The organism is Mesorhizobium sp. M0185 (assembly GCF_040322175.1).
GTDB lineage: Bacteria > Pseudomonadota > Alphaproteobacteria > Rhizobiales > Rhizobiaceae > Mesorhizobium.
In genome coordinates this window covers 119,125-140,288 of the sequence record NZ_JAMYSY010000003.1, presented here as the reverse complement: position 1 = coordinate 140,288, position 21,164 = coordinate 119,125, and the positions used below count along the sequence as shown (strand labels likewise).

22 protein-coding genes are annotated in these 21,164 nt (G+C 61.2%); 1 reads left to right on the top strand and 21 read right to left on the bottom strand.

Annotation, left to right across the window (positions count from 1 at the left end; translation table 11 throughout):
• Positions 1-64: 64 nt before the first annotated feature.
• The 14 genes from NKJ20_RS03825 to NKJ20_RS03760 form a co-directional block, all read right to left on the bottom strand.
• Positions 65-1,792: an ABC transporter substrate-binding protein gene (locus NKJ20_RS03825; RefSeq protein ID WP_352682868.1), complete on the bottom strand. Its 1,728-nt coding sequence runs from the start codon at positions 1,790-1,792 to the stop codon at positions 65-67.
• A 78-nt stretch (positions 1,793-1,870) separates the two neighbouring features.
• Positions 1,871-2,137 (bottom strand): DUF2160 domain-containing protein, encoded by a 267-nt coding sequence (locus tag NKJ20_RS03820; RefSeq protein WP_031193610.1) that lies wholly within the window; start codon positions 2,135-2,137, stop codon positions 1,871-1,873.
• Between the two features lie 173 nt (positions 2,138-2,310).
• Positions 2,311-3,225 (bottom strand): carbohydrate ABC transporter permease, encoded by a 915-nt coding sequence (locus tag NKJ20_RS03815; RefSeq protein WP_352448784.1) that lies wholly within the window; start codon positions 3,223-3,225, stop codon positions 2,311-2,313.
• A 1-nt stretch (position 3,226) separates the two neighbouring features.
• Complete coding sequence (locus tag NKJ20_RS03810; RefSeq protein ID WP_023674893.1) at positions 3,227-4,093, bottom strand: carbohydrate ABC transporter permease; 867 nt, start codon at positions 4,091-4,093, stop codon at positions 3,227-3,229.
• A 1-nt stretch (position 4,094) separates the two neighbouring features.
• Positions 4,095-5,162, bottom strand: a complete 1,068-nt coding sequence (locus NKJ20_RS03805) for an ABC transporter ATP-binding protein (protein WP_352742655.1) — start codon at positions 5,160-5,162, stop codon at positions 4,095-4,097.
• 9 nt (positions 5,163-5,171) lie between these two features.
• Complete coding sequence (locus tag NKJ20_RS03800; protein WP_352448782.1) at positions 5,172-6,251, bottom strand: ABC transporter ATP-binding protein; 1,080 nt, start codon at positions 6,249-6,251, stop codon at positions 5,172-5,174.
• Positions 6,252-6,290: 39 nt separating this feature from the next.
• Positions 6,291-7,817: a glycerol-3-phosphate dehydrogenase gene (gene glpD, locus NKJ20_RS03795; RefSeq protein WP_023674890.1), complete on the bottom strand. Its 1,527-nt coding sequence runs from the start codon at positions 7,815-7,817 to the stop codon at positions 6,291-6,293.
• A 125-nt stretch (positions 7,818-7,942) separates the two neighbouring features.
• Positions 7,943-8,710 (bottom strand): DeoR/GlpR family DNA-binding transcription regulator, encoded by a 768-nt coding sequence (locus NKJ20_RS03790; RefSeq protein ID WP_023674889.1) that lies wholly within the window; start codon positions 8,708-8,710, stop codon positions 7,943-7,945.
• Positions 8,711-8,838: 128 nt separating this feature from the next.
• Positions 8,839-10,251, bottom strand: coding sequence for a pyridoxal phosphate-dependent decarboxylase family protein (locus tag NKJ20_RS03785; protein WP_352742653.1), 1,413 nt, complete (start codon positions 10,249-10,251; stop codon positions 8,839-8,841).
• Between the two features lie 61 nt (positions 10,252-10,312).
• Positions 10,313-11,044, bottom strand: a complete 732-nt coding sequence (locus NKJ20_RS03780; protein ID WP_352742651.1) for a proteasome-type protease — start codon at positions 11,042-11,044, stop codon at positions 10,313-10,315.
• Positions 11,045-11,075: 31 nt separating this feature from the next.
• Entirely contained in the window at positions 11,076-11,870 is a 795-nt protein-coding gene (locus tag NKJ20_RS03775) for a transglutaminase family protein (RefSeq protein ID WP_352742649.1), read from the bottom strand.
• A gap of 61 nt (positions 11,871-11,931) precedes the next feature.
• Complete coding sequence (locus tag NKJ20_RS03770; protein WP_023674885.1) at positions 11,932-12,873, bottom strand: alpha-E domain-containing protein; 942 nt, start codon at positions 12,871-12,873, stop codon at positions 11,932-11,934.
• A gap of 164 nt (positions 12,874-13,037) precedes the next feature.
• Positions 13,038-14,450, bottom strand: coding sequence for a circularly permuted type 2 ATP-grasp protein (locus NKJ20_RS03765; RefSeq protein WP_352448777.1), 1,413 nt, complete (start codon positions 14,448-14,450; stop codon positions 13,038-13,040).
• 172 nt (positions 14,451-14,622) lie between these two features.
• Complete coding sequence (locus NKJ20_RS03760; protein ID WP_023674883.1) at positions 14,623-14,859, bottom strand: Lrp/AsnC ligand binding domain-containing protein; 237 nt, start codon at positions 14,857-14,859, stop codon at positions 14,623-14,625.
• A gap of 241 nt (positions 14,860-15,100) precedes the next feature.
• Here NKJ20_RS03760 and NKJ20_RS03755 point away from each other — a divergent pair, with 241 nt between their 5' ends.
• Complete coding sequence (locus NKJ20_RS03755; protein WP_352448776.1) at positions 15,101-15,520, top strand: DUF4864 domain-containing protein; 420 nt, start codon at positions 15,101-15,103, stop codon at positions 15,518-15,520.
• A 9-nt stretch (positions 15,521-15,529) separates the two neighbouring features.
• On the opposite strand, the gene NKJ20_RS03750 is transcribed toward NKJ20_RS03755, so the two are convergent.
• The 7 genes from NKJ20_RS03750 to NKJ20_RS03720 form a co-directional block, all read right to left on the bottom strand.
• Positions 15,530-16,909 carry a glycosyltransferase family protein gene (locus NKJ20_RS03750; RefSeq protein ID WP_352448775.1) on the bottom strand — a complete coding sequence of 460 codons (1,380 nt, stop codon included), beginning with the start codon at positions 16,907-16,909 and terminating at the stop codon, positions 15,530-15,532.
• A gap of 215 nt (positions 16,910-17,124) precedes the next feature.
• Positions 17,125-18,255: a tRNA guanosine(34) transglycosylase Tgt gene (tgt, locus tag NKJ20_RS03745; RefSeq protein ID WP_352742647.1), complete on the bottom strand. Its 1,131-nt coding sequence runs from the start codon at positions 18,253-18,255 to the stop codon at positions 17,125-17,127.
• A gap of 8 nt (positions 18,256-18,263) precedes the next feature.
• Positions 18,264-18,533, bottom strand: a complete 270-nt coding sequence (locus NKJ20_RS03740; RefSeq protein ID WP_352448773.1) for a hypothetical protein — start codon at positions 18,531-18,533, stop codon at positions 18,264-18,266.
• Complete coding sequence (queA, locus tag NKJ20_RS03735) at positions 18,523-19,608, bottom strand: tRNA preQ1(34) S-adenosylmethionine ribosyltransferase-isomerase QueA (protein ID WP_352742645.1); 1,086 nt, start codon at positions 19,606-19,608, stop codon at positions 18,523-18,525. The genes NKJ20_RS03740 and queA overlap by 11 nt, the downstream gene beginning before the upstream one ends.
• 12 nt (positions 19,609-19,620) lie before the next feature.
• Complete coding sequence (locus tag NKJ20_RS03730; protein WP_352742644.1) at positions 19,621-20,019, bottom strand: hypothetical protein; 399 nt, start codon at positions 20,017-20,019, stop codon at positions 19,621-19,623.
• Positions 20,016-20,528, bottom strand: coding sequence for a peptidylprolyl isomerase (locus NKJ20_RS03725; RefSeq protein ID WP_254817363.1), 513 nt, complete (start codon positions 20,526-20,528; stop codon positions 20,016-20,018). Before NKJ20_RS03725 ends, NKJ20_RS03730 begins: the two co-directional genes overlap by 4 nt.
• 29 nt (positions 20,529-20,557) lie before the next feature.
• The gene (locus NKJ20_RS03720; protein ID WP_502894862.1) at positions 20,558-21,148 is read right to left on the bottom strand and encodes a peptidylprolyl isomerase; all 591 of its coding nucleotides are present in this window, start codon (positions 21,146-21,148) and stop codon (positions 20,558-20,560) included.
• Positions 21,149-21,164: the final 16 nt, after the last annotated feature.

Genomic DNA, 21,164 nt, shown 5'->3' with positions numbered 1-21,164 from the left:
GACGGCAACATGCCGCCTCCCCTGAGCATGGCGATGCGGGCGCGGACGCCCGCATCAAACGGTCCTATTGCTGCCAGCTCTTCACCAGCTCGTCGTAGTTGATGGTGACCGGCTTTTCCTTCTCGTTCTCGATCTTGAGCTGAGGAGCGAGATTGCCCTTCTTGACCGCGTCCGCATTCCAGTAGGCGAGGTCATGCTCTTCGGCCATCTTCGGGCCAATATCGCCCTGGACGCCCGACTTCTCGATGCGGCTCATCACCTTTTCCTGCTCGGCGCAGAGCGAGTCCATTGCTTCTTGCGCGCTCTTGGCGCCCGACGAAGCATCGCCGATCGCCTGCCACCAGAGCTGTGCCAGCTTCGGATAGTCCGGCACGTTGGTGCCGGTCGGCGACCACTGGACGCGTGCCGGCGAGCGGTAGAACTCGATCAAGCCGCCGAGCTTTGGCGCACGTTCGGTGAAGCTCTTGTCGTGGATCGTGCTCTCGCGGATGAAGGTCAGGCCGACATGGCTCTTCTTCACATCGACCGTCTTCGAGGTGACGAACTGCGCGTAGAGCCAGGCGGCCTTGGCGCGGTCGGTCGGCGTCGACTTCATCAGCGTCCAGGAACCGACGTCCTGATAGCCGAGCTTCATGCCGTCCTTCCAGTAGACGCCATGCGGCGACGGCGCCATGCGCCACTTCGGCGTGCCGTCGTCGTTCAGCACCGCCTTGGCGCTGGCGTCGACCATGCTGGCGGTGAAGGCGGTGTACCAGAAGATCTGCTGGGCAACCGCGCCCTGCGCCGGAACTGGCCCCGATTCGGAGAAGGTCATGCCTTGGGCTTCCGCCGGTGCATAGGCCTTCAGCCAATCGAGGTACTTCTGGATGGCATAGACGGAAGCCGGACCATTGGTGTCGCCGCCGCGCGCCGTGCAGGAACCGACCGGACGCGAATTCTCGTCGACCTTGATGCCCCATTCGTCGACGGGCAGACCGTTCGGAATGCCCTTGTCGCCATTGCCGGCCATCGACAGCCAGGCGTCGGTGAACCGCCAGCCGAGCGAGGGGTCCTTCTTGCCATAGTCCATATGGCCGTAGACCTTCTTGCCGTCGATCTCACGCCCGGTGAAGAACGCTGCAATGTCCTCATAGGCCGACCAGTTCACCGGCACGCCAAGGTCGTAGCCGTATTTGGCCTTGAAGTCCGCCTTGTTCTTCTCGTCGTTGAACCAGTCGTAACGGAACCAGTAGAGGTTGGCGAACTGCTGGTCGGGAAGTTGGTAGAGTTTCTTGTCGGGCGCGGTGGTGAACGAAGTGCCGATGAAATCCTTCAGGTCGAGATTCGGGTTGGTGACATCCTTGCCGTCGCCTGCCATCCAGTCGGTCAGGTTGCGCACCTGCTGGTAGCGCCAGTGCGTGCCGATCAGATCGGAATCGTTGACCCAGCCGTCATAGAGGTTCTGGCCGGTCTGCATCTGGGTCTGGATCTTCTCGACGACGTCGCCTTCCTGGATGACGTCATGCGTAACCTTGATGCCGGTGATGGCCGTAAAGGCCGGCGCCAGCACCTGCGATTCATACTGATGCGTGGCGATGGTTTCGGAAACCACCTTGATATCCATGCCGGCGAAAGGTTTCGCGGCATCGATGAACCATTGCATCTCGGCTTCCTGGTCGGCGCGCGAAAGCGTCGAAAGGGGCCCGATTTCCTTATCGAGGAAGGCCTTGGCCTCGTCCATTCCGGCATAGGCATTGCTTGCCCCGAGCAATAGGACAAGCGCAGTTGTTGATGTCAAGAATTGCCGTCGCATGTATTTCCTCCACTGTTAAAGTTCAAAGTGCGATCTGGATCGGCGGCCGGCACGCCGCCGTTCCAACAGTTTCCCCCTCTATACGTAGCGGAACACGCCGACGGCGTAGACCACGGAGAGAGCGAGAGCCCACCACAGATTGGGTCCGACTAGACCCAGCCAAGCGAGATGGATAAAGGCGCTGCCAAGCAGCGACAGGAACAGGCGGTCGCCACGCGTCGTTTCGAACCGCAGCACGCCGACGCGCGGATTGCCGCCCGGCGAGACGTATTCCCACACCGCCATGCCGCAAAGCAGCAGAAAGATGGTTCCAAAGAAGGCCGCGGTCGGCCACGTCCAAGCCATCCACGAAAAATCGAGGTTGGACGAGAGGTTAAATCCCCACAGGCGGATATTAGCCGGATCGCTGAAGCCTACCGTTATTGCCACGAAATCGATTTGAAGTGCCACCCAGGCCACGACGACTATGGCGAGAAGCAGCACGGCCCACCACCATGGGCTTCTGTCGACCTGCTCCATCATACCCTCCCCAGGGCAAAGCCCTTGGCGATGTAGTTGCGCACAAACCAGATGACGAGCGCGCCAGGAATCAGCGTCAGCACGCCGGCTGCGGCGAGCAGCCCCCAATCCATGCCGGCGGCCGAAACGGTGCGGGTCATGGTCGCGGCGATCGGCTTGGCATCGGTTGTCGTCAGCGTACGGGCGATCAAGAGCTCCACCCACGAGAACATGAAGCAGAAGAAGCACGCCACGCCGATGCCGCTCGCAATCAGCGGCATGAAGATCTTGATGAAGAAGCGCGGGAACGAATAGCCGTCGATATAGGCGGTCTCGTCGATCTCCTTGGGTACGCCCGACATGAAGCCTTCGAGGATCCACACCGCCAGCGGCACGTTGAACAGGCAATGCGCCAGAGCCACGGCGATGTGGGTGTCGATAAGGCCGAAGGCCGAATAAAGCTGGAAGAATGGCAGCGCGAACACCGCCGGCGGCGCCATGCGGTTGGTCAGCAGCCAGAAGAACAGATGCTTGTCGCCGAGGAAGCGATAGCGCGAAAAGGCATAGGCAGCAGGCAGTGCCGCAGCCACCGAAATCACCATGTTCATAACCACATAGGTGATCGAGTTGATGTAGCCCGAATACCAGGACGCGTCGGTGAAGATGGTGCGGTAATTCGCCAATGTCGGTGCGTGCGGGTAGAGCGTCAGCGACGAGACGATCTCGCCATTGGTCTTGAAGCTCATATTGATGAGCCAGTAGATCGGCAAAAGCAGAACGATGATGTAGAGCGTCGGCACGATCCACCACCAACGCGACTCCTCGCCGCGACGGCGCATCAGCCGTGCGATCTCGTCCTGCCGTAGCGTGCTGGCGAGCCCTTCCGAAGCTGTCGTCTCGCTCACCCTATCGGCTCTCTCTTCGGTGCGGCTCATCTCAGCGCTCCGCGTCGTAATTGGTCATCACGGTGTAGAACACCCATGACAACAACAGGACGATAAGGAAGTAGACCAGCGACATCGCCGCCGCCGGGCCGAGGTCGAACTGGCCGAGCGCGGTCTTGACGAGATCGATCGAAAGAAAGGTCGTCGAGTTGCCGGGTCCGCCGCCGGTCACCACGAACGGTTCGGTGTAGATCATGAAGCTATCCATAAAGCGCAGCAGCACGGCGATCAGCAGCACGCGGTTCATCTTCGGCAGCTGGATGTAACGGAACACCGCCCAGCGCGAGGCACCGTCGATCTTGGCCGCCTGATAAAAGGCATCCGGGATCGAGACCAGGCCGGCGTAGCAGAGCAGAACGACGAGGCTGGTCCAATGCCAGACGTCCATGATGATGACCGTGACCCAGGCGTCATATGGGTCTTGCACATAATTATAGTCGATGCCGAGCGCGTTGACGTAATAGCCGAGCAGGCCAATGTCGTTGCGCCCGAACACCTGCCAGATGGTGCCGACGACGTTCCACGGGATCAGCAGCGGCAACGCCATCAAAACAAGGCAAACAGGCACGCCCCAACCCTTCTTCGGCATATTGAGCGCAATGAAGATGCCGAGCGGCACTTCGATCGCCAGGATGATGAAGGAGAAGACAAGGTTGCGGATCATCGCCTGCCAGAAGCGGCTGGAGGAAAGCAGTTCCTCGAACCATTCCGTGCCGGCCCAGAAGAAGACGTTATTGCCGAAAGTGTCCTGCACCGAATAATTGACGACCGTCATCAGCGGTATGACCGCCGAGAACGCCACCAGCAGCAGCACCGGCAGCACCAGGAACCAGGCTCTGTTGTTCCAGGTCTTTTCCACTTCAGGCTCCCATCTCGACGCGCCAGGAATCGGCATAGATGTTGATGCCGGCCGGGTCGAACCGCACCTTCGGATCAGCCGGAACTGTCTCGTCCTCGCCGATGACGGCGGCGATCTCGCGTCCTTCGAGATTGGCACGGACCACCTTATGGCGGCCGACGTCCTCGACCTTGCTGACCCGGACGGCCATGCCCTGGCTGCCCAGGCGCACATATTCGGGACGGATGCCGAGCTCGATGGCGCCGCCGCCCGCCTTGGGCACGCCCGGCAGTTCGATCTGCTGCGAGCCCAGCTTCGCTGTCTTGCCGTCGATCGCCACCGGCATGACATTCATGCCGGGCGAGCCGATGAAATAGCCGACAAAAGTGTGGCGCGGGCGCTCGAACAGCTCCGCCGGTGTGCCGATCTGCACGATTTCGCCGTCATACATGACGACCACCCTGTCGGCGAAGGTCAAGGCCTCGGTCTGGTCGTGCGTGACGTAGACCATGGTGTAACCGAAGCGGCGGTGAAGCTGCTTCAACTGCGAGCGCAGCACCCATTTCATATGCGGGTCGATGACGGTCAAAGGCTCGTCGAACAGGATGGCATTGACGTCGGAGCGCACCAGCCCGCGTCCGAGCGAGATTTTCTGCTTCTGGTCGGCGGTCAGTCCGCGCGCCTTTCGTTTGGCCATATCGGCCAGCCCGGTCATCTCCAGCGTCTCGCGCACCTTAAGGTCGACGTCGGCCTCCGGCACGCCGCGATTGCGCAGCGGGAACGCCAGATTGTCGTAGACGGTCATCGTGTCGTAGATCACCGGGAACTGGAAGACCTGGGCAATGTTGCGCTCTTGGGTCGACAGATTGGTCACGTCCCTGCCGTTGAACAGCAGCTGGCCGTGCGAGGGATGCAGCAATCCCGAAATGATGTTGAGCAGCGTGGTCTTGCCGCAGCCGGATGGGCCGAGCAGCGCATAAGCGCCGCCATCCTCGAAGGTGTGGTGCACTTCCTTCAGCGCGAAATCGGCATCCGTGCGCGGGTTCTGCAGATAGGAGTGGCGGATATGATTGACGTCGATGCGCGCCATCGCTTCCTCCTAAGCCGCCAGCTTCGGCGCGGCCATCGCGCGGCCGTGCTCGTCGAAGACCATGATGTGGCGCGGGTCGATGAACACCTCGACCTCCTCGTCCGGCTCGAAGTCGCGAATGCCGTGGGTCAGCATGACCCAGCGCGCATCGGCAAAATCGAGATGGATGAAGCTTTCCGATCCGGTGATCTCGGTGATCGTCACCTTTGCGCGCACCGGCACTGCGGCGGCGTTGGGCCGATCGAGGGACAGATGATGCGGCTGGAAGCCGATCGTATAGATCGCATCGGCGACGCCGAAGAGTTCCGCCGGCACCGGCAATTTCACGCCGCCCTCGAGCAGGAAATCCAGGCCCTTCTTGGCAAGCACGATGGTGTTGAGCGGCGGATCGGCGAAGGTTCTCGCCGTCACCAGATCGACCGGTTTGCGGAACACTTCGATGGTCGGCCCGAACTGGGTGATGCTGCCCTCGGAAAGCGTTGCCGTGTTGCCGCCGAGCAGCAAGGCCTCGTGCGGCTCGGTCGTGGCATAAACAAAGATTGTACCGGCGGCCGCGAAGACTTTCGGCAGTTCCGCGCGTAATTCTTCACGCAGCTTATAGTCGAGATTGGCGAGCGGCTCGTCGAGCAGCACGAGGCTGGCATTCTTGACGATGGCGCGGGCCAGCGCGGTGCGCTGCTGCTGGCCGCCCGACAGACTGAGAGGCGTCCGGTCGAGATAGGGCGTTAGTTTGAGAAGGGCGGCGGCATTGCGCACCTCCCTGTCGATCGTTGCCTGATCCGTGCCGGCCACCCGCAGCGGTGAGGCGATGTTTTCGTAGACCGTCATCGCCGGATAATTGATGAATTGCTGGTAGACCATGGCGACGTTGCGCTTTTGCACCGGCATGCCGGTGACATCCTTGCCATCAAACCAGACCGAGCCCGAGGTCGGCACGTCGAGGCCCGCCATCAGCCGCATCAGGCTGGTCTTGCCGGAGAGCGTCGGCCCGAGCAGGACGTTGAGCGAGCCGTGCTGAAGCGTCAGCGAGACGTCGCGGATATGTTCCGCCGCACCCACCGTCTTCGTCACGTTTCTCAGTTCAAGCATGATGCCTCCTCCCAGGCTTTCTGCATCAGTCGGCCGTTCCTATTCGGCAGCCGCTACGTGCTGCCGGCTTATTCCGCGCATGAACTCGTCGAGCACTGCCGCCTGCTCACGGCTGAGACGCAGGCCGCGCTTGGTCCGGCGCCACAATACATCCTCGGCAGTCATCGCCCATTCGTTTTCGACGAGGTAGCGCACCTCGGCTTCGTAGAGATCGGCGCCAAAGTTGCGGCCAAGATCGACGTTCGACTTGGCGAGGCCCAGCAGCTTCCTTGCGCGGGTGCCGTAGAGCCGGGTTAACCGGCGGGCCAGCCGGGCGTCGAGGAACGGGTACGCCGTTTTCAGTTTCGCCACCTCGGCATCGAAGCCGGTGACGGGAAAGTCACCGCCGGGCAGCGGCGCGTTTGCCGTCCATGGTTTGCCGCGCTTGCCGAGAAAACCCTCGATCTTCTCAAGCATCGATTCCGACAATCGGCGGTAGGTCGTGATCTTGCCGCCAAAGGCGTTGACAATCGGGGCGGCACCCTCGCCTCCATCGGCCTTCAGCACATAGTCTCGGGTGGCTTCCTGCGCCTTTGAGGCGCCATCGTCGTAGAGCGGTCGCACCGCGGAATAGGTCCAGACGATATCCGACGGCTTGACCGGCTGCGCGAAATATTCGCTTGCCGCAGCGCAGAGATAGTCGATCTCGGCGTCATTGATCCTGACGTTGTGCGGATCGCCGGGATAGTCACGGTCGGTGGTGCCGATGAGCGTGAACTCGTCCTCGTAAGGGATGGCGAAAATGATGCGCCCGTCCTTGTTCTGAAAGAAATAGGCGCGTGGGTCGTCGAATTTCTTGCCCACGACGATGTGGCTGCCTTGTACGAGGCGGACATTGTGCACGTCGTTCAAGCCGACGGTGGCCGACAGCACCTGATCGACCCACGGGCCGGCGGCATTGACCAGCAGCCGCGCCTTGACCTCCTCGGTATCGCCGGTCCGCACATTTTCAAGCCTGACCGTCCAGAGATTGCCTTCGCGGCGTGCGCTGACGACCTTTGTTCGGGTTCGAATGGTTGCGCCGCGCTCGGCAGCGTCGCGGGCGTTCAACACAACCAGCCGGGCATCGTTGACCCAACCGTCCGAATATTCGAACGCCTTTCGAAACAGCGGCTTCAGCGGCTTGCCGGCCGGATCCTTGGCCATGTCCAGCGTTTTCGTCGGCGGCAGCAATTTGCGCCCGCCAATATGGTCGTAGAGGAAAAGCCCGAGCCGGATCAGCCAGGCCGGACGCAGTCCCTTGGCGTATGGCAGCACGAAGCGCATCGGCCAGATGATGTGCGGCGCGTTCCTCCACAGGACCTCGCGTTCCATCAGCGCTTCGCGCACCAGACGGAATTCGTAGAATTCGAGATAGCGCAAGCCGCCGTGGATCAGTTTGGTCGAGCCGGAAGAGGTCCCGCTGGCCAGATCGTTCATCTCGGCAAGAAAAACCGAAAAGCCACGTCCAACGGCATCGCGGGCGATGCCGCAGCCATTGATGCCGCCACCGATGACGAAAATGTCATGAATCGGTGATGCGCTCAAAGAATCCTCCCTCGACTTCGCATTGCAGCATTTTTGGGTTCTTGCGAAACCGTAGCGGAATTATTTCGAAATGATAACGAATGTCAAACGAAATATGATGAGCGGAAGATGCCGCTACGGCATCTCTAGGAGAGCGACGTTTCGATCAGCTGAACTTCTGCCTCCTGGCAGATCTTACGCACCGACGGGATGTCGCAACGATCGGTGATAAAGGTGTTGACCTGCGACAGATGGCCGATGCGGACGGGCGCGGTGCGCTCGAATTTGGTCTGGTCCGACACCAGGATCACATGTCGGGCGTTGGCGATGATCGCCTGAGCCACCTTCACCTCGCGAAAATCGAAGTCGAGCAGTGCGCCGTCATGGTCGATGGCCGAGGCGCCGATCACCGCAAAATCGACCTTGAACTGCCTGATGAAATCGACCGCGGCCTCGCCGACCACACCGCCGTCGGAACCGCGCACGACACCGCCGGCGATCACCACCTCGATCGAAGGATATATGCGCATCCTGTTGGCAACATTGATGTTATTGGTGATGACCATCAGGCCGCTGTGATCGAGCAGCGACTTGCTGACAGCTTCCGTCGTTGTCCCGATATTGATGAACAGAGACGCGTTATCGGGGATCAGCCGGGCTGCTGCGCGGCCGATCGCCTCCTTCTCCTCGGCGGCGATCTTGCGCCGAGCCTCATATTCCATGTTCTCGATGCCGGAGGGGAACAATGCCCCGCCATGGATGCGGGACAAAAGCCGCTGGTCGCAGAGATCGTTGAGATCCTTGCGGATCGTCTGCGGCGTCACGTTGAAATGCGTCGCCAGTTCCTCGACCAGTACGCGGCCATGGTCCTTGGCCATCTGGATGATTTCGGAATGACGCGGCGACAGATACATCTAGCAACCTCTCATTTTCGTTTTTCTCGTCTATAGCTGAAAACGAAAGCCATGAACAGGTATGGGCCGGCTAATGAAAATCGGGCGACTGCAGCGAGAAAAGCTCCGGCGCAATCTCGACGAGGCTATCAACTCAGCCCCCGCGCGATCTCAGTGATGACCTCGAAAGCAGTATCGACGTCCGCCGCAGTCGTTTCGAACTGCCCGACCTGAAAGCGGATCGCCACCTGCCCGTCCACCCGGGTCTGCGTCAGGTAAATGCGGCCGTCATCGTTGATCGCGCTGACCAACCGCAAATTGTGCTCGTCAGAGTCGATGGCCGCAGCCGCGAGATGGCGGAATGAGAATAGCGACAGCATCGGTTCCGTGACGATCTCGAAATCCGGTTCCCGAGCCAGCCGCGCGGCGAGGCTCTCGCTCCAGGCGACATGGTTGCGGATCATGTTCCGCAGATTTTCCAACCCATGCGCACGCAGCAGGAACCAAAGTTTCAGAGCGCGGAACCTCCGTCCGAGCGGCACCGACCATTCGGAGTAGTTGATGACCCCGTCGCGGCCATGCGTTTTCAGGAATTCGGGCTTGATCGCCAGCGTGCGGACCAGGTCTTCCGGCTGGCGGATGAACTGCATCGAGCAATCGAACTGTGCCCCCAACCATTTATGCGGGTTGAAGACGATGGAATCGGCATTTTCGGCGCCGGCCCAGAAATGCCGGAACTCGTGGCAGATCATGGCGGAGCCGGCCCATGCGGCATCAACATGCAGGTAGAGCCCGTGCCGCTTCGCCACCTCGGCAACAGCCGCCACATTGTCGGTGCCGCCGGTACTTGTGCCGCCGACGCTGGCGATGATGCCCGCCGGCAGCATGCCGTTTTCGCGGTCGGTAACGATCGCGGCTTCCAGAGCCGCCGTCTGCATGGCGCGGAAGCGTCCGGCGACCGGAATGCGCACGAGGTTCGCCTCGCCGATGCCCGACACCCAGATCGCCCGGTCGATAGAAGTATGGACTTGGTCGGAAGAATAGATCCGCACGACCGGCTGCCCTTGCAAGCCGTTCTTGTTGCCTTGCCAGTCGAGCGCGCGCTCGCGCATGGTCAGTACGGCGGCAAGCGTCGCCGATGAAGCCGAATCCTGCATGACGCCGGAAAATCCCTCCGGCAAACCAAGCGCCTGCCGCATCCAATCGACGACCCGCGTCTCGAGCTCGGTTGCCGCCGGCGAGGTCTGCCAGAGCATGCATTGCGCGGCCATCGCGGAAACCAGATACTCGGCCACGACGGAGACCGGTGCCGCATTGGCCGGGAAATAGGCGAAGAAACGCGGATGCTGCCAGTGCGTCATGCCAGGCAGGATCTTTTGTTCGAAATCGGCGAAGATTGCCTGCATCGTTTCACCGTCTTCCGGCGGCGCGGCATCGACGCTTTTGAAGATTTCGCCCGGCTCGACAAGCGGCCGCACCGGTCTCTCGCGAAGGCTGTTTCTGTAGTCGACGCCCCATTCAGCCGCTCGCAGCGACCACTCGCGGAATTCGTTGCTATTCATCTTCTTCGCCTCCGTGGCGCCTCATCGAGCCGCGATCAAAGAGCACGAAAAACGAAGGTTTTCATTCGGGAAAATCAGGCAGACTGGCAAAGGCGGTCTTCAGCGCGTTCGACCAGCTATCCGAGATCGTACGATAATATTGATCGTCCTGGGTTATTCGCTTTTTGAGCCCGACCTTGAAAGTGTCCTTTTCATAGAACAGCAGGTCGAGCGGCAGGCCGACCGACAGGTTCGACTTCAGCGTCGAGTCGAACGACACCAGCAGCAATTTCACCGTCTCGGCGAAACTCATCGTCCTTTCATAAGCGCGGATAATGATCGGCTTGCCGTATTTGGTCTCACCAATCTGGAAGAACGGCGTGTCGTCGGTGGATTCGATGAAATTGCCTTCCGGATAGATCATGAACAGGCGCGGCGGACTGCCCTTGATCTGACCGCCGAGGATGAAGGAGGCGTTGAAGTAGGAATCCGCCTTTTCGCCAGCCGGCGACGAACTGGCGATGACCTCCTTGACGGTGTCTCCGACCAACCGGACTGTCTGGTACATGGAGGGCGTTTCGAGCAGCGTGGCACGACGCTCCGCCACTGCCTTGGTGCGTTCGTCGAGCAGGCTGACCACGGCCTGCGTCGTCGCCAGATTGCCGGCCGACATCAAAACGATGACGCGCTCGCCCGGCTCTTCCCAGACATGCATCTTCCTGAAGGTCGAGATCGAATCCATGCCGGCGTTGGTGCGCGTGTCCGACATGAACACGAGCCCGCGATCGATCTTCAGGCCGACGCAATAGGTCATCGAATCTCTTTGGCAATAATCTTGCCGGGGATTACTGCTCCACGGTGACAGTGACCGCAAGCTGTTCTTCCGCCTGTCCCAGCCGAATTCCAGATACCGGCGTGGCGTCGCGATAATCGCGGCCGGTCGCCACCTTCACATAACGCTCGTCCGGAGAAATGCCGTTGGCGACATCGAAGGCGACCCAGCCGAGGCCCGAGACATGCGCCTCGGCCCAGGCGTGGCTTGCCGCCTGCTCGATGGCCGCATCCATCATCAGGTAGCCGCTGATATAGCGGGCCGGAAAATCCATGGCACGCGCCGCGGCAACGAAGATGTGGCTGTGGTCCTGGCAAACGCCGGTCTTGAGCGCCAGGGCCTCTTCGGCCGGCGTCGTCACGTTGGTGGTGTCCGGCGTATAAGCGACGCGCTCGCCGATCACCGCCATCAACCGGTGCAGCCTTTCGATGTCGGTACCCTTGCCGACCGAGGCAGCAAGCTCGCGAATGCCGCTGCCGATCGTCGTCAGCGGCGTTTCCTGGCCGAACAGCCAGAGCGGCGCGAAACCCTGGTGCGGTCCGCAGACGCCAGCGGTGTCGCGCGTCACCACTTCGCCGGCTGCTTCGACGGTGATGAAGTCGCGCTCGCCCTCGACGCTCAACAGCCGGGTATCATTGCCGAAATGGTCGGTAAAGCGCACTTCCTCGCGTGCGCCTTCGATCTTCAGCCCCCAGGACAGTACCGTCTGGGTGCGCCCGTTCACCGGGAGCAGCCGCAAACGCTGCAACAAATAATGCACCGGCGCATCGTAGCGGTATTCCGTCCGGTGGGTGATCTTCAGCCGCATCGCTCTCGTCCCTGGAGCATGAGCTTTTCCGAAAACCGGTCTCCGCTTTTTGGGGTCATGCTCAATAGAACCTGTAATCCTGCGCGATCTCGTCGCCGAGCCTGGTGTTGTCGCGGATGAAATTGGCCAGAAATTCGTGCAGGCCGGCGTCGAAAATATCCTTGATCGACCCGGCGGTCAGCATGGCCTGGGTCTTGGCAGCCGTCGCATGACAGGCGTGGCGCTCCCCATAGTCGTCACCCAGGAATTTGAGATGCTCCGTCAGGAAGCGGTAGCAAAAGGTCAGCGAGCGCGGCATGCGGACGTTGAGGATCAGATAATCGGCGATGTTGCTCGGCTTGTAGTCGGCATCATAGACCCAGCGATAGGAACGGTGCGCCGACACCGAGCGCAGGATCGATTCCCACTGGTAGTTGTCGAGCGTCGAGCCGACCCAGGAGATCGACGGCAACAGCACGTAGTATTTCACATCCAGGATGCGCGCGGTGTTGTCGGCGCGTTCGACATACGTGCCGAGCTGCGAAAAATCGAAAATCTCGTTGCGCAGCATCGTGCCGTAGAACGAGCCGCGGATCAGCGCCGTCTCGCGTTTGATTGCGTCGAGCGCGTTGGGCAGGTCGCGCTCGTCGATCGGCTTGGCCAGCATCCGCTTCAGCGACATCCAGGCTTCGTTGATGCTTTCCCAGGTTTCACGCGTCAATGCCGTGCGCACCATGCGGGCATTGTTACGGGCCGTTTCGATAGACGACATCGTGCTCGACGGGTTCGATGTGTCGCGCAGCAGATAGTCGGCGACATTGGCGGCGGTGTAGTCGGAATATTTCTGCGTGAAGCTGGCGTCTGAACCGGCGCTGAGCAGCACCGAATTCCACTCCTCCGAAGCGTTCTGGGTACGAGTCAGCGCCATGCGCAAGCCGGCATCCACCAGCCGCGCCATGTTTTCCGCCCGCTCGATATAGCGGTTCATCCAGTAGAGCCCGTTGGCGGTGCGGCCGAGAAGCATGTCAGGCGGTCCTGTGGTGAATAGTGAATGCTGAATGGTGAATGGTGACTGTCCAGATTCTAGGGCACGATGCCGCGCGTTTCACTTCAGGGCATTTCACCAACATTAACGACGCATATCCTTATCTATTCACTATTCACTATTCACTACTCGCTACTTCCACTCTAATCATCCAACACCCACGTATCCTTCGTGCCCCCGCCTTGCGAGGAATTGACGACCAGCGAGCCTTCCTTGAGCGCTACTCGGGTCAGCCCGCCGGGCACGATCTGGATACGGTCGGAAACCAGCACATAGGGGCGCAGATCGACATGGCGCGGCGCCAGCCCCTTGTCCGTCAGGATCGGGCAGGTCGACAGCGCCAGCGTCGGTTGAGCAATGTAGTTCGACGGTTTTGCCGCGAGCTTTTTGGAAAAATCCTCGCACTCCTTCTTGGTCGCCGCCGGACCGACCAGCATGCCGTAACCGCCGGACCCGTGGACCTCTTTGATAACCAATTCATCGATGTGCTCGAGCACGTATTTCAGGCTGTCCGGCTCCGAGCAGCGCCAGGTCGGGATGTTGCCGAGCATCGCCTTGCGGCCGGTGTAGAATTCGACGATCTCGGGCATGTACGAATAGATCGCCTTGTCGTCGGCGATGCCGGTTCCCGGCGCATTGGCGATCGTGATGTTGCCGGCGCGGTAGACGTCCATAATGCCCGGCACGCCAAGTGCCGAGTCGGGGCGGAAGGTCAGCGGATCGAGGAACGAGTCGTCGACACGCCGGTAAAGCACGTCGATCTGCTTGTAGCCCTCGGTGGTGCGCATCGCGACATGGCCATCGACGACGCGCAGATCCTGCCCCTCGACAAGCTGCACGCCCATCTGGTCGGCAAGGAAAGCATGTTCGAAATACGCCGAGTTGAAGCTACCCGGCGTCAGCACGGCAATGGTCGGCGCGCCCTTGGTGCTTTGCGGCCGCACTGCCGCCAGCGACTGGCGCAAGAGCTGCGGGTAATTCTCAACCGGCCGCACCTTGATCTGCTGGAACAGCTCGGGAAAGAGCTGCATCATCGTCTCGCGGTTCTCCAGCATGTAGGAGACGCCGGACGGCGTGCGCGCGTTGTCCTCCAGCACGTAGAACTCGTTCTCGCTAATGCGTACGATGTCGACGCCGATGATGTGGGTATAGACGCCGGCCGGCGGCCGCACCCCGATCATCTCGGGCAGGAACGCCTCGTTCTTGGCGATCAACTCCTTCGGCACCCGGCCGGCGCGCAAGATCTCCTGGCGATGGTAGATGTCGTCGAGAAAGGCGTTCAGCGCCTGGACGCGCTGCTCGATGCCTTGCGTCAGCCGTCGCCATTCATTGCCCGAAATGATGCGCGGAACGATATCGAAGGGTATCAGCCGCTCCGATGCTTCCTGCTCGCCGTAGACGGCGAAAGTGATGCCTGTCTTGCGAAAGACGCGTTCGGCGTCCTGCATCTTCTCGGTAAGTCTGGCCGGGTCCTGTTCCTTCAGCCAGCGATCGTAAGCCGAATACGGTTTTCTCAGCCCGGAAACTTCCGGAAGCATTTCATCGAACGCTGCCAATCGCATACTCCCCTGTGGCGCCATTTCACTGGCCTCGCTGGAGAAAATCAAGCGCAATCGGTGATTTGTTGGGCGCCGGCGATCAGTATATCGCACTTGCCTAAAATTAAGGCAGCACCAATAGGGCCTTGATCAGGCTTTGCCTGGTGTCCGGGCAGATGCCGGATGGGGATCAAAACGCGCGAAAGGTGACGACCGTGAACGTGTCCTTGATGCCGGGAAGAATCTGCACTTTCTCGTTGACGAAGTGGCCGATGTCTTCCTCGTCGTCGACATAGAATTTGGCGAGCAGGTCGTAGTTTCCGGCTGTCGAGTAGATTTCCGAAGCAATCTCGGCATCGGCCAGGGCGCTGGCAACGTCGTAGGCCTTGCCCAGATCGCACTTTATCTGCACGAAAAATGCCTTCATTGCCTGGTCCTGCTCACATCGCACGCTCTAGGTATAATCGAGCGGCCCTTGTGGCAGACTGCCGTTCGCCTTTCAAGCATCGGCAATCGCTCAGGCTGTTCTCGCCTCGACAATGCATCTCGGTCTGGACACGGACTGCCACGCCGAATGTTTGCGCTCGGCTGAAACCCTGAAGCACTGCAAAGCGTATGGTATCATGTACCTTCAGGCAGCGATTTCTCAGGGACAACGGAGACAGGCCATGCGCCGCGCGTTTTTCGCATTCGCAGTCGTTCCATTCATTTTCGCATCCCAGGCCTTTGCTGGCGACGCCGAAGTCAAAGCGGCGCAGACGGTCATCGATGGGCAGTTGAGGGCCTTCATCGCCAATGACGGAATGACGGCCTACAGCTTTGCCGCACCGAATGTGAAACGCGTCTTTCCGACCGTCGATACCTTCATGAACATGGTGACAAAAGGCTATCCGCCGGTGCGCCAACCGCAGACCTACTCCTTCGGCAAGGTTCGCGAGACGAGCCCGACCTCGATCATCCAGCAAGTGCTGATCGTCGGCCCGGATGGCAAGGACTACGAGGCGGTCTACACGCTCGAACTACAGCCTGACGGCAGCTTTCGGATCACCGGCTGCAGCCTGCGTGCGTCCACGTCGCTCAGCACCTAAAGGGTTGTTTCAATCCTGTCGCCGATAGAGCGTCCAACTCAGGCCTGAAAACCCCCAATGCCTCGACGCATCGGCCCGTTCATACGCCAGAGCGCATGCGGCCGTCGGTTGGACATGTTCGGCTTGTTTGTCCACGTCCCCCTCGAGGACCAGCCAGGCGGGCCGTTCGGTGCACATCCCGTCGTCTGGAACCAGCAATGCCCGACGATCCATTCGCGCCGCAAAATAGTCGACGACAATGGGGGTGCGGAAATTGCCGTCGCTGGCATAGGTGGTTGCGCCGTTCCTGGTCATTTCATCGACGATAGCGGCGTAGGAGCCGCGTCCATATTGATAGAGCTGGAGCAGCGACGAAATGCTTCCACTCACCACGATCGCAAGCGCTCCCATCGCAAGTAGCCTTGCAGTCCCGCGAGCATCCAGGCCGCGGCCAATCATCTCGCCGGCCCAGAGCAGCAGCAATGTTCCGCTGATGATGAAATAGCGTGGGAACTCGAGGTTGGGCAGATGCGCCGCCGCCATGAGCAAAGGCAGTCCGATAATCCCGATCGCATGAAGGCTGGCTCGGCGACCGCGCCAGACACCGGCGGAGAGGCCGACAAGACAGCAGGCGGCAACGATGTAGGGCCCGTCGCCGAACCAGGGTGGCAGCCCGAACAGAGAGCGGATCATCCCGCCATAGCCCTGCGCGAAGGCGGCAATCGAGAACGGCGAAACACCACCGACACTGAAGCCGAACAGCCTGCAGCCGACAAACACGCCGACAGCCAGCGGCAGCACGGCAAGCAAGCCCGGCAGGAAGATCGACGCCAGGTCCGCAACGACACGGCCGACCTTCGCCGTACGCTGCCAGGCGAGCCAAGCGGTCCAGATTGCGAGGACCGCCACCATTCCGATCATGGTGAGATGGCACAGGAAGCCGAAAAGGATCGCCGCTGCCAAGGCCGCGCCAGACCACCGTCTATTGTCGAGCCGGCGCTCCAGAAAAACCACCGAAAGCAGCGTGAACAGCACAAGGCCGGCATAGCCGCGCGCCTCCGAGCCGTAATGGACCATTGGGTAGCTCACGGCAAACAACAGGCTTGTGGCGATCATCGCCTGTCGTCCGCGCGATGCGGCGCTCGCTGCCGCCGCAGCGATCGTGGCAACACCTAATGCTATCGACAGACCTCGCTGCATCAGCGGCGAAGCATCGGGGCCAATGAGATAGAGATAGACCGAGTTGAGGAAATGATTGTTGTCGTGATTGACGCGCCAGAATATCTGGTCGATCGAGGTCAGCGGCTCGATCAGCGCAAAGCTCCAGATCTCGTCCAGCCAAAGGTCGCCGCGCGCGCCAAGCGAGCGCAAGACCAGGCCGGTCACGGCGATCATCAGAGCGGCAAGCAACGACCCCGCCGTCCATTGCTGGACAGCCACGGAGGGCGAAGGTGCAGCGATGCCGTTCGTCCGCACCGGCGTGCCAGGAACTGAAACTTGCCCCGAAACGAACAGGTTCTTGATCCTCGCCCGATGTCGTCCGGCAATGCTTATTAGGCAGTCGTTTCAAAACAGTTCATGGCAGGGGCAACTCCTCCCTGGAGCCGGATTCCTGGCGGGCATGCCTACCGGACGGCGAGGTCACCGTTTGCCCATTGCTGCGCGATGATCTCGGCTTGTTCGGCGAACCTGCCAGCCTCGATCGCTTCACGAATGTCGCGCATCAGCTGCTGGTAATAGGACAGATTGTTCCAGGTCAGGAGCATCGCCCCAAGCGCCTCTTGCGAGCGCACCAGATGGTGCAAATAGGCCCGCGAATAGTCGCGTGCGGCCGGGCAGTCGCTTTCTTCATCGAGCGGACGCGGATCGTCGGCATGGCGGGCGTTGCGCAGATTGACCTTGCCGCGCCGTGTGTAGGCAAGGCCGTGGCGCCCTGCCCGCGTCGGCATCACGCAGTCGAACATGTCGATGCCGCGCGCCACCGACTTCAAAATGTCGTCCGGGGTGCCGACGCCCATCAGGTAGCGCGGCCGGTCAGCCGGCAGCTCCGGGCAAGTGATGTCGAGCATCTCCAGCATCACCGCTTGCGGCTCGCCGACAGCCAGCCCGCCGATCGCGTAGCCCTTCAGCTCCATTGCCTTCAGTGCCTGTGCCGAGCGCAGCCGCAGATCCGGCACGTCGCCGCCTTGCACAATGCCGAACATCGCCTTGCCGGGCTGCTCGCCGAATGCCGTCTTGCAACGCTCGGCCCAGCGCAACGACAACTCCATGGCACGCTCGATCTCGTTCTGCTTGGCCGGCAGAGCCGTGCATTCGTCGAGCTGCATCTGGATGTCGGAATCGAGCAGCCCCTGGATCTCTATCGAACGCTCCGGCGACATCTCGTAGGCGCCGCCGTCGATATGCGAACGGAAGGTAACGCCGTTCTCGGTCAGTTTCCGCAGCTTCGACAGCGACATCACCTGGAAGCCGCCGCTGTCGGTCAGGATTGGATGCGGCCAGCGGGCGAATTCATGCAGGCCGCCGAGCCGCGCCACGCGCTCGGCGCCGGGTCTTAGCATCAGGTGGTAGGTGTTGCCGAGGATAATGTCCGAGCCGACGCCGCGCACCTGATCCATATACATGGCCTTCACCGTGCCGCCGGTACCGACCGGCATGAAGGCAGGCGTGCGGATTTCCCCGCGCGGCATGGTGATTGCACCACGCCGCGCCCTGCCGTCGGTCGCCAGCACCTTGAAGGTGAATGCGTCAGTCATTGAATTCCCTAGCCATCGAACTCCTTGTCGAATACCGGCGCGTCCGGGGCCTGCTTGTCGAGTGATTGCCGGTAGCGGATGCAGCCGCGCATGAATTTCGGCCACGGCGGCACGGCAATCGCCGGCTCGGTCTTTTCGGGCAAAAGTGACCAGAGGTCGGGATGATGCCAGCACAGATCATGGCCGGTGGCGTCGCGGTGTTGGCGGATGCCAGCCCGCAGTTTCCTGACCTCGGCGATCAAGGCTTCCCGGTCGAAGGTTTCCAGGTCATCGTCCATCGGTATCCTCCCTGAACAGAAGACTTGCGTCTCCATAGGAATAAAACCTGTAGCGATTCTCGATGGCATGCGCATAGGCCGCCCGCATTGTCTGCAAACCGCAGAAGGCCGAAACCAGCATGAACAGCGTCGAACGCGGCAGATGGAAATTGGTCATCAGCATGTCTGCGGTCTTGAAACGATAGCCGGGCGTGATGAAGATGTCTGTCGGGCCTGACCATGCGGCCAGCCTGCCGTCCTCGCCGGCCGCGCTCTCCAATAAGCGCAGCGATGTCGTGCCGACAGCGATAATGCGCCCTCCTTTTGCTTTCGCCGCATTCAGCGCCTCGGCGGTTTCCGGGCTGACCGAACCGGTTTCGGCGTGCATCTTGTGGTCGGCGGTGTCGTCCGCCTTCACCGGCAGGAACGTACCGGCGCCGACATGCAGCGTGACGAAACGGCGCTCTATGCCCTTGGCGTCGAGCGTCGCAAACAGCTCCGGCGTGAAATGCAGCCCTGCCGTCGGCGCGGCGACCGCGCCCTCCTCCCTCGCATAAATGGTCTGATAATCGCTGCGGTCGCGTTCGTCGTCGTCACGCTTGGAGGCGATGTAGGGCGGCAGCGGGATGTGGCCGACAGCGTGCAGCGCCTCGTCGAGGAACGGACCTGACAGGTCGAAGCCGAGCAGCACCTCGCCGCCTTCCCCCTTCTCGATCACGGTCGCATCGAGTTGGCCGAGAAAGCAGGAATTGGCGTCATGACCGAAATGGATGCGATCGCCGGCGGCGATGCGCTTGCCCGGACGCATGAAGGCGAGCCACCGGTCGGGCGCCATCCGCATATGCAGCGTGGCTTCGACCTGCGCTGCTGCTTCGCCGCGCCGCCTGATGCCCTTCAATTGTGCCGGAATGACCTTGGTGTCGTTGAAGACCAGCACATCACCGGCCTTGAGCAGGGCCGGCAGGTCGCGCACCGTCCGGTCTTCGAGCCCCTCACCCGGCCTGACCACCAGCATCCTGGCACTGTCGCGCGGCTCGGCTGGGCGAAGCGCGATGCGCTCCTCCGGCAGATCGAAGTCGAAAAGGTCGACGCGCAAGAAATCCCCGCCTCAAGGTTCCGGGCAGGTCACCGCCCAGGCGCCGACACTGTCTATGCTCAGCGTACCGCCCATTGCGAAGCTGGACTGCTCGCTGGCCTTGACCAGCCGCAATCTGGCGACGATCGAGCTGAGGCCCTCATCAGTCAGATCGATCAGCATGCGCTCGTCGTCTTCGAATGCCTGTCCAACGATGACTTTCGTTGAGCCTGGCTGTCCGTCCGTGGTCCATGTCTTGCCACCGGCATCCAGCCACACACGCGCCACCGCAATGACGGCCGTGTGTCCCATCAAAACGTCAATCGATGCCGCGCCGCCGTCGGCGCTGCAGACGATCGATTCCGTCGCCAGCGCCGGAGTGGCCGCCGCGACGAGCACAAATGCGATGGCCGCGACAGCCCGGCCGGTCATTTCACGTCGGCCGCGACCTTGAGCGACACGATCTTGTCAGGATCCTGCACCGGTTCGCCGCGCTTGATCTTGTCGACGTTGTCCATGCCTTCGATGACCTGGCCCCATACCGTGTACTGGCGGTTGAGGAAGGCGGCATCGTCGAAGCAGATGAAGAACTGCGAATTGGCCGAGTTCGGGTTCTGCGAGCGCGCCATCGAGCAGGTGCCGCGGCCGTGGTTGGCGTTGGAGAACTCGGCCTTCAGGTCGGGTTTGTCGGAACCGCCAGTGCCGGCGCGCGATGGCGCGAAAGACGGCTTGTTGGAATTGCCGAACTTCACGTCGCCGGTCTGCGCCATGAAGCCGTCGATGACGCGGTGGAAGACCACGCCGTCATAGGCGCCTTCGCGCGCCAGCTCCTTGATACGGCCGACATGGCCGGGCGCCAGATCTGGAAACAATTCGATGACGACCTTGCCCTTGGTCGTGTCCATGATAAGCGCGTTCTCGCGGTCCTTGATTTCGGCCATGTCAGAAATATCCTTTTGAACAATTGGGGTTACTTGCCGTCCGCGGCGATGCGCACCTTGATCATGCGATCGGGGTCGGTCACCGTCCCGTTCTGCGCCTCGTCGCCTTTCTTGATGTGGTCCACCAGCTCCATGCCGCTGACGACATTGCCAACGATGGTGTACTGGCCATCGAGCGGCGGTGCCGGCGCGAACATGATGAAGAATTGCGAATTGGCGGAATTCGGATCGTCGGAGCGGGCCATGCCGACCACGCCGCGCTGGTAGTGCTCGGTGCTGGAGAATTCGGCCGGCAGGTCAGGAAGATCGGAGCCGCCGGTGCCGACAGCGTCGGCATTGAAGCCGCTCTTCATGTTGCCGAACCTGACGTCGCCGGTCTGCGCCATGAAGCCGTCAATGACGCGGTGAAAGGCGACGTTGTCGTAGGCGCCCTGGCGCACCAGCGTTTTGATCTGCGCGACGTGCTTCGGCGCAAGGTCGGGCCTCAGCGCGATGGTCACGTCGCCGTCCTTCAGCGTTACGATCATGGTGTTTTCCGGATCGGCGGCAAAGGCCGACACGGATGCGGTCACAAGACCGGCAAGCACGGCAAGCAAGAAGGCAAGCTTTTTCAGCTGCATGGGATCTTTCTCCGAA